Annotated in this window: 14 protein-coding genes; 1 reads left to right on the plus strand and 13 read right to left on the minus strand. The window is 70.5% G+C overall.

The genetic code is table 11. From position 1 onward, the window contains the following. Nucleotides 1-4: 4 nt before the first annotated feature. From SD460_RS44690 to SD460_RS44700, 3 genes are read right to left on the minus strand one after another with little or no spacing between them, the layout of a single operon-like run. Nucleotides 5-1,201, minus strand: a complete 1,197-nt coding sequence (locus tag SD460_RS44690) for a serine hydrolase domain-containing protein (protein WP_290051946.1) — start codon at nt 1,199-1,201, stop codon at nt 5-7. After that, the gene (locus SD460_RS44695) at nt 1,198-2,646 is read right to left on the minus strand and encodes an MFS transporter (protein WP_290051944.1); all 1,449 of its coding nucleotides are present in this window, start codon (nt 2,644-2,646) and stop codon (nt 1,198-1,200) included. The genes SD460_RS44690 and SD460_RS44695 overlap by 4 nt, the downstream gene beginning before the upstream one ends. Before the next feature lie 40 nt (nt 2,647-2,686). Further along, on the minus strand, nt 2,687-3,499 hold the full coding sequence (locus tag SD460_RS44700; protein WP_290051943.1) for a class I SAM-dependent methyltransferase: 813 nt from the start codon (nt 3,497-3,499) through the stop codon (nt 2,687-2,689). Nucleotides 3,500-3,547: 48 nt separating this feature from the next. Between SD460_RS44700 and SD460_RS44705 the strand changes: the two genes are divergently transcribed. Then, a complete protein-coding gene (locus SD460_RS44705) occupies nt 3,548-4,123 on the plus strand; it encodes a helix-turn-helix domain-containing protein (RefSeq protein ID WP_290051941.1) in 576 nt (191 codons plus the stop codon). 30 nt (nt 4,124-4,153) lie between these two features. On the opposite strand, the gene SD460_RS44710 is transcribed toward SD460_RS44705, so the two are convergent. From SD460_RS44710 to SD460_RS44755, 10 genes are all read right to left on the minus strand, one after another. Then, entirely contained in the window at nt 4,154-4,933 is a 780-nt protein-coding gene (locus tag SD460_RS44710) for an inositol monophosphatase family protein (RefSeq protein WP_290051940.1), read from the minus strand. Nucleotides 4,934-4,956: 23 nt separating this feature from the next. Then, a complete protein-coding gene (locus SD460_RS44715; protein WP_290051938.1) occupies nt 4,957-5,601 on the minus strand; it encodes an NADPH-dependent F420 reductase in 645 nt (214 codons plus the stop codon). Between the two features lie 176 nt (nt 5,602-5,777). Beyond that, a complete protein-coding gene (locus tag SD460_RS44720) occupies nt 5,778-6,995 on the minus strand; it encodes an MFS transporter (RefSeq protein WP_290051936.1) in 1,218 nt (405 codons plus the stop codon). Nucleotides 6,996-7,009: 14 nt separating this feature from the next. Next, a complete protein-coding gene (gene hcaB, locus SD460_RS44725; protein ID WP_290051934.1) occupies nt 7,010-7,813 on the minus strand; it encodes a 3-(cis-5,6-dihydroxycyclohexa-1,3-dien-1-yl)propanoate dehydrogenase in 804 nt (267 codons plus the stop codon). After that, a complete protein-coding gene (locus SD460_RS44730) occupies nt 7,813-8,670 on the minus strand; it encodes an alpha/beta fold hydrolase (RefSeq protein ID WP_290051933.1) in 858 nt (285 codons plus the stop codon). Before SD460_RS44730 ends, hcaB begins: the two co-directional genes overlap by 1 nt. Continuing rightward, nucleotides 8,667-9,944, minus strand: a complete 1,278-nt coding sequence (locus tag SD460_RS44735) for an NAD(P)/FAD-dependent oxidoreductase (protein ID WP_290051932.1) — start codon at nt 9,942-9,944, stop codon at nt 8,667-8,669. The genes SD460_RS44730 and SD460_RS44735 overlap by 4 nt, the downstream gene beginning before the upstream one ends. 10 nt (nt 9,945-9,954) lie before the next feature. After that, a complete protein-coding gene (locus SD460_RS44740) occupies nt 9,955-10,269 on the minus strand; it encodes a bifunctional 3-phenylpropionate/cinnamic acid dioxygenase ferredoxin subunit (RefSeq protein WP_290051930.1) in 315 nt (104 codons plus the stop codon). A gap of 50 nt (nt 10,270-10,319) precedes the next feature. Next, the gene (locus SD460_RS44745) at nt 10,320-10,856 is read right to left on the minus strand and encodes an aromatic-ring-hydroxylating dioxygenase subunit beta (RefSeq protein WP_290051928.1); all 537 of its coding nucleotides are present in this window, start codon (nt 10,854-10,856) and stop codon (nt 10,320-10,322) included. Between the two features lie 25 nt (nt 10,857-10,881). Then, complete coding sequence (locus tag SD460_RS44750) at nt 10,882-12,234, minus strand: aromatic ring-hydroxylating oxygenase subunit alpha (protein WP_290051927.1); 1,353 nt, start codon at nt 12,232-12,234, stop codon at nt 10,882-10,884. A gap of 12 nt (nt 12,235-12,246) precedes the next feature. Beyond that, nucleotides 12,247-13,137 (minus strand): VOC family protein, encoded by an 891-nt coding sequence (locus tag SD460_RS44755; RefSeq protein WP_290051925.1) that lies wholly within the window; start codon nt 13,135-13,137, stop codon nt 12,247-12,249. Nucleotides 13,138-13,154: the final 17 nt, after the last annotated feature.

Raw genomic sequence — 13,154 nt, forward strand, 5'->3', positions numbered from 1 at the left:
CCTGCTACCGGGCGACGCCTTGGCGGGCGTCGAGGTGCAGTGCGGTTCCGAGCGCGGCCGTAAGGCGATCCGCCCGCTCGTCGATGGGGTTGGCCAGCTGGTTGTTGAGGTAGGCGAAACCGATTTCCGCCTGGGCGTCGGCGAAAGCAAGACCGCCATTGGCGCCGTCATGGCCGAAAGAGTGCTCGGAGAGCAGCCGGGGCGTTCCGTTGATGAGGAATCCGGTGGAGTACCGGATGCCGGGCGGCGTGAGCACACCGGACCAACCGGGCCCGGTGGAGCGGGGGGTCAGCGCGTCCTCGATGCTCTCGTCGCTGAGCAAGCGCGGCCGGCCGTCCACAGCGGACACAGCGGCGGCGTAGATCCGCGCCAGGGCGGTGGGTGACGTGATGCCGTTGGCCGCGGGGACCTCGGCCGCGTGCAGGGCTGATGAGTTGAAGTCGTGGTCGCCGCCGTCGAGGAACCGGGGCGGGAACACGCCACCCAAGGTCACCGACCGGATGAAGGACGGCATACTCATGATCCGCGCCATGAGCGCGGCCGTTTCCGGACCGGTGAGCTCCGGTGCGGGATGGATCCGTGCGACGCGGGACTCGACCTCGGGCGGGATCCCGATCCACGCCTCCGCGGCCAGGGGCTTGGCGAGGTACTCCGCGATCAGACCCCCGGGCCGCAATCCGGTGGCGCGCCGCAGGATCTCACCGGTGAGCCAGCCGTAGGTCAGTGCGTGGTAGCCGAACTCGCGGCCGGGCTTGAACTGCGGGCGCTGGTTCTCGATGGCGCGGACGACCGGCTCCCAGCCGACGATGTCATCGAAGGTGAGGTCGGCATCGAGCGCGATCACCCCGGCACGGTGGGCGAAGACGTCACGGACCGTCGTGTGCTCCTTGCCCTGCCGGCCGTACTCGGGCCAGACGGACACGACCGGGTCGTCGAAGCGGAGGAGCCCGCGCTGCTGGGCAAGGTATCCGGTCAACGCCATGAGGCCCTTGGTGACGGAAAACCCGACGGCGACGGTGTCAGCTGTCCAGGCGTGCCCGGTAGTTGCGTCGGCGACGCCGGCGTGGAGGTCGACGACGAGCCTGCCGCGATCGTAGACGGCCACCGCGGCGCCGGTCTCGGTACCGCGGTCGAAGTTGGCCTGGAAGGCGTCGGCGACCAGGCCGTAGCCCTCGTCGGCGAAACCGTGGATCTCGGTCATGATTCGTCCCGTCCGGAAGACTTGCGGCGGTACACCACTGCGGTGACGACACCGCCGGTGAGAAAAAGCCCGGCCGCCCAAGCGAAGGCCGTGCTGTACCCGGCGAGGTCGGATTGCGTGACGACCGCCGGATCGGTGGCGTCCTTGCCGACGAGGTAGCTCGCGGCAGCGCTCGTGGCGAGGGTGTTGAGCACAGCGGTGCCGATCGAGCCGCCGACCTGCTGCATGGCATTGACCGTCGCGGAGGTCACGCCCGCGTCGGCGGCGGCGACGCCGGCGGTGGCCAGGGAAATCGCCGGCGGGATCACACTGCCCAACGCGGCACCGATCAGCAGCAGCGGCGGGAGAACATCCGTGGGATACCGCGATTCGACCGTGATCCGGGCCAGCCAGACCAGACCGACGGCGCCCAGGAGGTAACCGATGGGCAGCACGATCTTCGGGCCGGTACGAGGAACGATCTTCCCCGTCGCGACCTGGGCCACGACCATCATGACGGCGATCATCGGCAGGAACGCCAGGCCGGTCTCGATCGGGCCGAAGCCGAGGTCGTGCTGAAGGTAGTAGGTCAGGAAGAGCAGCACGCCGAACAGCGCCGCACCGGTGATCAGCAAAGTGGCGAAGGAAGCGGCGCGGTCGCGGTCGGTCAGCACGCGCAGCGGCAGCAGTGGGTGCCGCGCTCGCGTCTGCCACCCCGCGAACGCCGTCACCAGCACGACACCCGCGAGCAGGAACCCCCACGTCAGAGGTGAGCTCCAGGCGTACGTCCCGACGTTCGAGAAACCGAAGACGAGGCTGAACAACCCCGCCGAAACGAGGATCGTCCCCGGCAGGTCCAGTGCGGCGCCGGCGGCGTCGCGCCGGTTGCTGAGCAGCAGCGCCCCGCCGGCCAACGCGATCGCGGAGAAGACGACGTTGACGTACATCGTGGCCCGCCAATCGAGAACCTGGGTGAGCGCACCGCCGACCAGCAAGCCCACCACGGTTCCCGACGCCCCGATCGCGCCGAAGACGCCGAACGCCTTCGTCCGCTCGTGCGGGTCGGTGAACGTGGTGTTCAGCAGCGACAACGCCGCCGGTGCGAGCAGCGCCGCGAAGGCACCCTGCAAGGTTCGTGCGGTGACCAGGATGCCGAAGCTCCCGGCGGCTCCCCCCAACGCGGACGCCGCGGCGAATCCGACGATGCCGACGAGGAAGGCCCGCTTGCGGCCGAAGAGGTCCGAAAGCCGGCCGCCGAGCAGGAGCAAGGCGGCGAAGGCCAGCGCGTAGGCGGTGACGACCCATTGCCGGGCACTGTCGGAAAACCCGAGGTCGGCCTGCGCGGAAGGCAGTGCGATGTTCACGATGGACGTATCCAGCACCACCATCAGCTGGGCGATTCCGATGGTGGCGAGAACCCACCACCGGGTAGCCGGGACGGTGCCCGGCTCGGTGGAGTTGCTCATGACGAAGTCCGTTTCGTTCGGCTGGGCGGGATCGGCGGCGTCAGGGACGACGGCCGACCCAGGTCGTCCGGGTCGTCCGCACGGTCAGGTCCGGACGCCGCAGGACGCCGAGGGGATGGTCCGGGTCGAGGAGGACGTCGAGTGCGGCCAGGTCGTCGGCGGCCAGCAGACCGCTCGCGGGCGTTCGAAGCCGGCTCAAGCTCGCGTGCGCGTACTGCCCGGTGGCCGGCGGCAGGGGTGGTTCCAGATCGACGACGAACGGCCGCGTGGCCACCGCCACGAAGCCCGCGGCGGCCAGGTGACCGCTCCAGTCCCACGGCGGCCGGGTGTTCAGCGCCGCGTGCAGGCGGGATTCCAGGCCGGGGCGGCCGACGCCGACGTCTTCGGGGAGCAGCCGGGGGAAGAAGTCCATTTCGGTCACTGCCGTCCAGCCGCCGGGGCGCAGCGCCTGGAAAGCCCGGGCGAACGCCTTACCGGGGTCGGCCAGGTGGTGCAGCGCGGACGCGGCCCAGACCAGGTCGGCACCGTCCATCGGCGGCCAGGGTTGGTCCAGATCGGCTTGGATGCCGCGGACCCGGTCGCCGACCCCCTGCGAGCTCGCCTGCTCCCGCAGCCGGTGCAGCAGCTGCGGGGACAGCTCCAGCGCCGTCACCGACGCCGCGGGGAACTGCCGGGCCAGCGCGAGCGCGCCCGTTCCGGTTCCACTCGCCAGATCGATGATGTGCGCGGGCCGGCGCCCGAACAAGCTCGCCAGCCAGGCGGTGAGGTCCGCCAGGTACGTCTGCAGGACCTCGCCGTCCAAGTCCAGCAACTGCGCGAGGGCGATCGGATGGCGAGCGGGGTCGGTGGTCATGGCTCCGACAGTACGATCAACTTGCCTAGAGCGGGTACCATCTTGCAGATGAAGCAAGAAGCGGACTTGGACACCACGGTGCGCATGCGGATCCGGAGCCTGCGAAAGGCCCGCGGCTGGTCCCTGGACACCCTCGCCGAACGGGCCTTCATGAGCCCGTCGAACCTGAGCCGCATCGAAACCGGCGCCCGGACCCTCAGTCTGCACCAGCTGACCGCCCTCGCCCGGGCGTTGAACATCTCGCTCGACCAGCTGACCGAGAGCGAGGATGACGCCGACGTCGTCATCCGGCCCCAGCAGGACAAGCACCGCGGACTGACCACCTGGCTGCTGACCCGCGCGGACAGTCCCGGCCACACCGTCGCCAAGATGCGGATCACCGACGAAAGCCTCGAGCCCGCTTCGACCCATCTCGGCGTCCATCCCGGCCGGGATTGGTTCACGGTCCTGTCCGGCACGGTCACGCTGCTGCTGGGCGCACGCGCCATCCGCGTCGAGACCGGCGACGCGGCCGAGTTCTCGACGATGACACCGCACGCCATCAAGGCCCACGGCGGACCGGCGGAAATCCTGTGCATCCTCGACCGCGAGGGTCAGCACTCCCACCTCGACCCCGCCAAGTGACTTCCACGGCGGGCAATCTCAAGGCCGGGTTCAGGCGGTGAGGACCTCGAGCGCGGCGGCGTGCACCCCCGGCGCGGCGGCCAGGTAGCTCTCCGACGTGACCGACCACGGCTTCCCGTCGAGGTCGGTGACCACCCCACCCGCCTCCCGCACCAGCAGCACACCGCCGGCGTGGGCCCGGACGTTGTCGAACTGCCAGTGCAGATCCATCCGCCCCGCCGCGACCTGGGCGAGCTGGTGGCTCACCGGCACCGAGATCCGGACGTAGAGCGCGGCCTTCGACATCGCTGCGAACGAGGCGGCCGTGCGATCGGCCAAGGCGACCGTCGTGCCGGGCTGTGCCTGGCCGGTGCCGGTCACCGCGCCGTCGAGCGACTGCTTGCCGGAAACCCGCAGGGGCACGCCGTCGACGAAGGCACCACCGCCGTCGGTGGCGGTGAACATTTCGTCCAGCAGCGGGAAGTAGAGCACCGCGAGCACCGGACGGCCGTCGCGGACCAGGCTGACCCCGATGTTCCAGTCGGTCATCCCGTGCACGGCGTTGAGGTTGCCGCCCACCGGGTCGATCAGCCACCACGCACCGTCGGGCAACGGACCGGAACCGTGCTCGTCGTTGAGCCAGCGCGCTTCGGGCAGGATCTCGGCCAGCGCGGGTTCCAGCACGTCGACGACGGTCAGGTCGTTGGCGCGGAGATCGGCGAGCAGTTCGGGCAGCCCCGGCTGGCGGGCGGCGGTGGAGTAGCGCTTCAGCAGCCGGGCGCCCGCCTGGCGGACGGCGGCGGTCACGGCACGAACCAGGTCCTGAGACATGTGTATCTCCTGAGGTGGTGGAATCAGCGGGCGAGGGACACCGCGAAGGGAGTGAACCCGTTGCGGCGCACGATGTGCGGAACGACGAGGATCATCGCTTCGGTGGCGCGCGCGGTGGTGATGTCACCGAGGTCCTCGATCCAGGCGGGCTCCCAGCCCAGGTCACCGAGAAGACCGGCGACGGTCTTCTTGGCCCGTTCGTCGTCTCCGGACAGATAGGCGGTGGGCGGGGTGCTCAGCGCCGCGGGGGCGGTCATGACCATGAACAGCATGGTGTTGAGGGTCTTGACGACCTGGGTGCCGGGCAAAGCGGCCTGCAGCTGTTCGGCGAGACTGCTGCCGGGGTAGCACAGGTCGCCGGGCAGGCCGTCGGCCCCGTCGACGGTGGCGTTGGAGACGTCGACGAGGATCTTGTCCGCCAGTTCGGCCCGCAGGGCGGTGAGCCGCTCCAGTGCGCTGTCGCCGGGGGTCGCGTTGATCACGACGTCCGCGGTGCGGGCGGTGGTGGCGTGGTCGGCGTGGCTGATCGACGTTCCCCCGGCGGGTGCCGTGTTCGTCACCTCGTCGTTCTCGCGAACGCCGAGCGTGACGCGGTGGCCCGCCCCGGCGAGGGCGCGGGCGAGGTTGGTGCCGACGCGGCCGGCGCCCAGGATGCCGATGCTGGTCATGACGGACTGCTCCTTGCGGTTCGGGTGCTGTGGGTGAGGGCCGCGGTGATCACGGCGAATGCGACTGGTTCAGACGCTATGAGCGCGACGGGCGCGGCACACGGGCCCGTGCACCCGGATCAGGGGTGTAGCTGGCTACACCTTCACTGGGGTTCAGCAGAGTCGCGATCAACCGCTCAGGTCGCGTCCTCCGGCTTCGCGGGCAGTGGCCACCTGAAGTGCGCGGCCACGGTGATCACGGCCAGCACGGCGGCGATCGCGAAGGCGCCGACGAGGCCGGTGCGGGCGACCAGGCCCCACCCCGCGCTCCCCGCGGCGACCACCGCGCCCGAGGTCACCGTGTAGGCCGCCATGATCCGGGCACGCATCGCGTCGTCGGCCACTCGCTGCGCCGCGACGAACGCGGACGTGCTGCCCAGCGTGAAGGCGGCGCCCGCGGCCAGCAGGGCCGCGCCGGCGACGACCGGCTGGGTGCCGAGGGCCGCCGTCACCAGCGCGAGGGCCAGCACGACGGCCGAGGCGACCAGCCCCCACTCCTCCCCGCGGCTTTCCACGCGCGGCCAGATCGTCACCGCCAGCGCCGCTCCGGCACCGAACGCGGCCAGCAGCACGCCGAAACCGCCACCGGTGAGGCCGAGCCGTTCCCCGGCGAGGACCGGTGTCAGCGCCATCACCGCGGTCGCCGGCACGACGAAGGTCGCGTAGCGCGCCAGGATCCGGCGCTGCGGCGCGACGACGACGCTGCGCAGACCGGCGCGCAACGACTGCCCGAAGGACTCCGCGGGCCGCGCCGGCGGAGCGGGAGCCTGCCAGGCCAGGACGGCCGGCACCGTGCAGGCGAGGGTGACGGCGTTGACGAGGAACACCCACTGCGTGCCGAGGGCGGCGATCACCAAGCCGGCGATGGCCGGGCCGGCGGCCTGGGCGACGTTGAACGTCAACCCGTTCAGCGCGACCGCCCGGCCCACGAGGTGCCGAGGGACCAGCGACGGCTGCACGGCCGCCCACGTCGGCGCGGCGATCGCCGTGCCGAGCCCGATGGCGAAGGTCAGCGCCAGCACGACCAGCGGGTCGGTCCAGCCCAGCCAGGTGGCCACGAACAGCGCGGCCGCGCTGAGCGCCATCCACGCCTGGCAGGCCACGAGCAACCGCCGCCGGTCGAGCCGGTCGGCGAGGGTGCCGGCGAGGAACCCCAGCGCCACCAAGGGGACGTAGGTTGCCGTCTGGATCAGCGAGACCTGCAAGGGCGAGCCGTCGTTCTCCTGGATCGCCCAGGCCGAGCCGGCCGCCTGCATGAGCCGTCCCACGTTGGCGACCAGCTGGGCCACGAACAGGATCCGGAACGCCGCGTGCGCGAACGGCGCCCAGGTGGAAACCCGCGAAGAGCGGCGCAAGGACGCCACTGCGGTCAACGACCCGCGCCGGGACGGCGTGGGGTCCCGACGTGACTGGCGTCGAAGACCGTCCCGGTCACCGTCCGGGATTCGCCGCGGGCGGCCAACAGCACGTAGGGGCCGACGTAGTCCTCCGCGGTCGCCGACACGTCGAGCGCGGAGTACCGGCGCAACTGCTCCGCCGCGGGCAGCACGTCGCTGATGGCCCGGTCCCCCAGCCCCAGTGCGGCCGGTCCCCGCAGGTCCGTCGCCATGCCGCCCGGCGCGACCGCGTTGACCCGGACCCGCGGGGCCAGCTCGTAGGCCAGCTGGGAAACGACCCCCACCCCCGCGTGCTTCGAAGCGGTGTACAGGACTCCCCCGCCACCGGGGTACAGCGCCGCGTTCGACAGGGTGAAGATCATGGATCCGCCCCGGTCCGCCAGGGCTCCGGCCGCGGCGCGGGCGCCGACGACGTACCCCTTGACGTTGACGTCGAAGAGCTCGCGGAACCCGCTTTCGAGCTCGGCCATCGGCAGGTCGAGCAGCGGCCGGTTGAAGTCCCACAGCCCCGCGTTGCCCACGAAGGTGTCGAGGCCGCCGAAGGCGGAGACGGCGGCCTCGACCGCGGTTTCGTTGTCGCGGCCGGAGGTGACGTCGCCGTGCACACCCCGGACGCGGTCACCGTGCGCGGCCGCGAGGTCGTGCAGTTTCTCTTCGGACCGCTCGAGCACGGTCACGCGGGCGCCCTCGGCGAGGTACCGGTCGACGACGGCGCGGCCGAGGCCGGAACCGCCACCGGTCACGAGGGCGGAGAGCCCCGCGAGCCGGCCGGGCACTAGACACGCTCCAGGAAGTGCTTCACCGCGGCGTTGAACTCCGCCGCGTGCTCGAGCTGCGCCCAGTGGCCGCACCGGTTGAACATCAGCAGGCGGGAGTCCGGGATCATGGCGTGGGCGCGCAGCGACATCTCGTAGTGCGCGGTGCGGTCGTCCCGCCCGTGCACCAGCAGGGTGGGCACCTCGGACTCGGCCATCTTCTGCCCCGCTTGCAGGAACCCGGTCCCGCCCGCACCGCTGCGCATGAGGTCGAGCCAGTTCCGCAGGTGTTCGGGCTTGCTCAGCGCGGTGCGCGACCGCTCCTCGGCGAGTTCACGGGTCGCGAACGAGGGGTCGAAGCACATCGTCCGGACGAGCTTCTGGAAGTTCTCCGGCGAAGGGTCTTCGTAGGCGTTGAAGATGCACTGCATCCCCTCGGACAGCCCGCTGGGAGCCATGACGTTCACGCCCCAGATCCCGGACCCCATCATGATCAGCTTCGAGACCCGCTCCGGGTGCTCGGTCGCCAAGACCATCCCGATCGCGCCGCCCATGGAGTTGCCGACGACGGCGGCGCGGTCGATGCCCATCGCGTCCATCAGCTGGAGCACGGCCCGGCCCTGGTCGCGCCCGGTCTTCAGGTCCTGGGGGCTGGAGTCCCCCCAGCCGGGCATCGTCACGGCGACGCAGTGGAAGGACGCGGCGAGTTCACGGATGTTCGGCTCGAAGTTCGACCACCCGGTGGCGCCCGGGCCGGTGCCGTGGATCAACAGGAGCGGATGCCCCTCGCCTGCCTCGTTGACCTGGATCCGGTAGTCGGCGGTGTCGACGAGCCGGTAGGTCGATTCGTGGGTCAGTTCCGGAGACGGTGCAGTCACAACTCGCCAATCTGCTGGTTGGCCCGGCGCGAGCCGGGCAAGGTGGGACGCGCTTTCAGGAGCGTGCGCAGGTTCGTGCCGGAGCGGGCCAGCTGCTCGCTGCCGATCGGGACTCCCGCGGCCATCAGCCGCTTGACGACGCCGATCTCCCGGGAGGCGCCCATCCCGGCGACCGCGCCGATGCGGCCGTGCCGCAGCCAGAACGCGAGGAACCGGCCCGGGGCCGCGCCCTCGCGCAGCACCAGTTCGTCGGTGGGCCGCGCCCGCCCGACGAGCTGCAGCGTCGCGCCGTACTGGTCCGACCACGCGTAGGGCGGGTCGGTGTAGCGGACCGGTTCGCCGGCCAGGGTCGAGCCCACCGCCGCGCCGTGCCGCAGCGCGGCGTCCCAGTGCTCGATCCGCCCGCGCCGCGGCAGGTCCGGGTGGAACTGGCTGGCGACGTCGCCCGTGGCGTAGATCCAGGCGCGGCTGGTCTGCCCGAACTCGTTGACGGGGATGCCGTGGTCATCGGTGTCGATGCGGGCCGATCGGGCCAGCTCGTGGCGCGGTTCCACACCGACGCCGACCACGACCGCCGCGGCCGGCAGACGTCGCCCGTCGGAGAGCCGGATCTCGTCCACCCGGCCCGCCGGGCCGAGGAACTCGGCGACGGTGACGCCGGACAGCAGCCGGACACCGTGTTCGCGGTGCAGGCCGGTCACGAGCGCGGCCACGTCCGGTCCGAGGACGTGCGCGAGCGGGTGGGGTTGCGCTTCGACCACGGTGACCTCGATGCCACGGTCCACGGCGACCGCCGCGAGTTCGAGCCCGATGAAGCCACCGCCCACGATGACCAGCGGGCCGCCGCGGCCCAGGTGGGCGCCGATGCGTCCGGCGTCGGCGGCATCGCGCAGCGACAGCACGTTGGCCGCGTCGGCGCCCTTCACCGTGAGCTTCCGCGGGCGGACACCGGTCGCCAGGACGAGGCGCCCGGACTTCAGGACGTCCCCGTCGCCGAGCCGGACGGTCAGCCGTGCCGGGTCGACCTCGACGGCACGCGCGCCGAGACGCAGGTCGATGTCGAGGTCCCGGTAGGTTTCCGCCGGCTGGATGGGCACCAGTCCGGCGGTCTCCGCGTCCAGGAGCGCCTTGGACAGCGGCGGCCGTTCGTACGGCAGGCGCGGATCGGCGTCGACGAGCGTGATGGTTCCGGGGTAGTCCAGCCGCCGCATCCGGACGGCGGCGGACACCCCGGCCGCGCTCGCACCGACGATGACGCAGCTCGACCTGGTCACCTCGGGGTCCTCACCCGCGGTCCGGGAGCTCGACCAGGACCTCGTCGCTCTCGACCCGCACCTGGTACGTGCACAGCGGCACGTTCGCCGGCGGCGTCAGCGCGGCTCCGCTCTTCAGGTCGAACTTCGCGAAGTGCCAGGCGCATTCGACCTGCGTGCCGTCCACGTAGCCGTCGGACAGCGAGGACTGCCCGTGCGTGCAGGTGTCGTCCAGCGCGTAGAACGCGCCGTCGACGTGGAAGACCGCGATCGGAGGGGTGGTGGGGAGTTGAACGGCGTCGCCGTCGTCCAGCTCGCCGGCGGAACAAGCGCGTATCCAGGGCATGGTTCGGCTGACTTTCCTTCTGTGTTCGGGGTTCCGGGATCGGCCGGCGGTCAGAAGAAGCTGCTGAGGTTCGCCGACTGGAGGACCGTCTGGTCGAGGAAGATGTGGCGCTTGGCGATGGCCAGGCCCGCCTCGGTGCGCCTCAGGGTGTCCTCACGCCGCCCGACCCACTGGTCGAGGTCGTTCTTCAGGCGGGTCCGGTAGAGCAGGAAATTGCTGTGCACCTGCAGCTCGTCGCCGGACTTCTCCCCGATGCGCACGTTCGTGATCAGGTGCCGGGTCCGCGAAGGCGGGTCTTCCGCCCACGACGTGCCGGTGGCGAACTTCCGGGCCCTGATCTCGAGGTAGTTCTTGTCCTCGTCGAAGAACGCCATTTCTCCGGGTTTGGTGAACTCGAGGTGCAGCTGCCGCCGGGTGACGGTGCGCCGCAGCGGCATGAAGTAGTGGGTGTCCTCGGTGAACAGGAAAACCCAGTCCTCGTACCGGTGCGCGTCGAGCAGTGCCGACTCGTGGTAGTAGAACTGCTCGACTTCGTGCTGCAGAAGCACGGCAGTCAGTCGCGCCTGCTCCGCGGTTTCGGTGGTCATCCGGAATTCCCTCGCGAGGTGTCGGTCAGAAACGGTCGTGCGGGACGGTCCGCTCGCGCAGTTCCTCCCACGTCGGGTTGCGCAGCCATTCACGCCACGAGTGGTAGGTCCACAGCTGGGCGTGTTCGTTGATCGGCGCGTCGATGATCGCCAGCCCGTCGTCCTTGACGACCTCGGAGGTGCCGAGCCCCATCTTCAGCAGCTGCGGGACCTCGCGGCTGTGCAGCCCCTTGGTCTGCAGGGTCGACTGCGCCCAGTTCTCGCCGTCCTCCTGTTCCAGCAACCCGGCCGGGCCGAAGAAGTGGATGTGGGAGCTGAGCAGCGCGGCGTTCTCCTCGGGGGAGGCGTTCTTGTCGCGGAAGGAAAACCACCAGATCTCGGTGACGCCCGGTTCGCGCGGGACGCGCAGGCTCAGCTGCCCGCCGGCGGTCACCCAGGTCGTCGGGAAGATGTGCGGGTGCCCGGCCACCCGGCTGCCGTGCCGGCCCAGCCTCGCCTGCGTTTCGTCGTTGTGACGCCAGGCGAAGGGCTCCACGCCGGTGCTGACTTCGAGTGCGTCCTGGTCCGGGCCGGAGATCGCGTGGCCGTACTCGCCCACCATCACCACGTTGTGCAGGTCCGTGGGCAGGAAGGGAACCTCCAGGTTCGCGCCGGTCTCGCTCTTCGCGCCGCCCTCCATGTAGTTGTCGGGCGGGGCGGGGATGAGGCCCAGCGCGAAGGCGGACATGTGGGTGATCTGCGGGTGGTAGTAGTCGAAGACGTTGTCGACCGTGAACTTCCAGTTCGTCTTGACCGTGAACTTCTGGATGCCCGGGATGACCTCCATGTCGCCGCGCTCGGCGAGCAGGTCGAGGCCGAGCCGGCCCGTGGCGCCCAGATACTCCGGCAGCGGCGGGGCCGTCTCGTCGAACGTCGCGAAGACGAATCCCCGGTAGCTCTCCAGCTGGGCCACCTTCCGCAGCGGGTGTTTCGAGCGGTCCAGCTTGTCCTTATAGAACAGGGAAGAGCCAGGGACACCCACGAGTTCGCCGTCGAGGCCGAAAGTCCAGCCGTGGTAGGTGCACATGAAGTTGCGGACGTTGCCCTCTTCCGCGCGGCAGACGGCGTTGCCCCGGTGGGAGCAGGTGTTGAGGAACGCCTTGATGCCGCCGTCCTTCTGCCGGACGACGAGGACGTTGTCGGTCCCCATGGGCGCTTCGAAGAAGTCGCCCCGCCGGGGGATCTGGCTCTCGTGGCACAGGAACAGCCAGGCCCGGCCGAAGATGTGCTTCATCTCCAGGTCGAAGATCTCCGGGTCGCTGAAGATGCGGCGGTCGATTTCGCCGCGCTCCAGCGAGACCAGGGAATCGAGCTGGTCCGCCACTTTCGTCTCTGCCATGCTCGCCGTCCTTCAGTGCGTGTGGCCGCGGTCGTGTCCCCAGAACTGGGCCGCGTCCCAGTTGGTGATGGTCCAGACGTCGTCGTCGATCAGCTTCCCGTCGGTGCCGTACTCGACGCCGATGCCCGAAGGGGATTTCATGTAGAACGACAGCATTCCGTCGTTGGTGTGCCGGCCCAGGCTGGCGGTCAGGGAGATTTCGCGGGCCAGCACCCGGTCGAGGGCACGGCCGACGCCGTCGATGTCGTCGACCTCGAGCATGAAGTGGTCCATGAACGGCTTGGTTCCCTCGGGCGCCGGGCCGAAGGCGAGCGAGTGGTGGCGCGGGTTGACGTGCGTGAAGGTGAGGACCAGCGGCTTGAAGGTGATGAAGTCGCTGACCTTGAACCCCAGGGTGTTCAGGTAGAAGTCGATCATCTTGTCCGTGTCCGGCGCCGCGAGCACGATGTGGCCCAGGCCCAGGTCCCTGCCGTGGGGATCCTGGGTGACGAAGCGGACGCCCGTGGGCGAGACGAACGGATCGGCGACGGTCGCGGCGCCGAAGAAGAGTTCCAGCCGGAAGCCCGCCGGGTCCTCGAACTGGACGAGCCGGCGGACCCCGCGGACCTCGGCGAGCCCGGGGTTCTCCTTGACGGCCACCCCGGCCGACTCCAGCGCGCGGACCTGGGCTTCGAAGTCCGCCTCGTCGGCGACTTCCCACCCGGCGTAGCTCAGCTCGTCTTCGCCGGCGCGCACGGCGATGCGGTGGTGGCGGGCGTCCATGCGCAGGAACAGCGTATCGACGTTCTCGGCGTCCTCGGCCCGCGTGACGTGCAGGCCCAGGATCTCGGTGGCGAACTCCTGCCACGCGTCGAGGTCCCGGGCACCGACCCCGATGTAGCCGAGAGCACTGACGTAGGACACAGTCTTCTCCTCATCCG

The sequence above is a fragment of the Amycolatopsis solani genome (genome assembly GCF_033441515.1).
In the GTDB taxonomy this organism is placed as follows: Bacteria; Actinomycetota; Actinomycetes; order Mycobacteriales; family Pseudonocardiaceae; genus Amycolatopsis; species Amycolatopsis solani.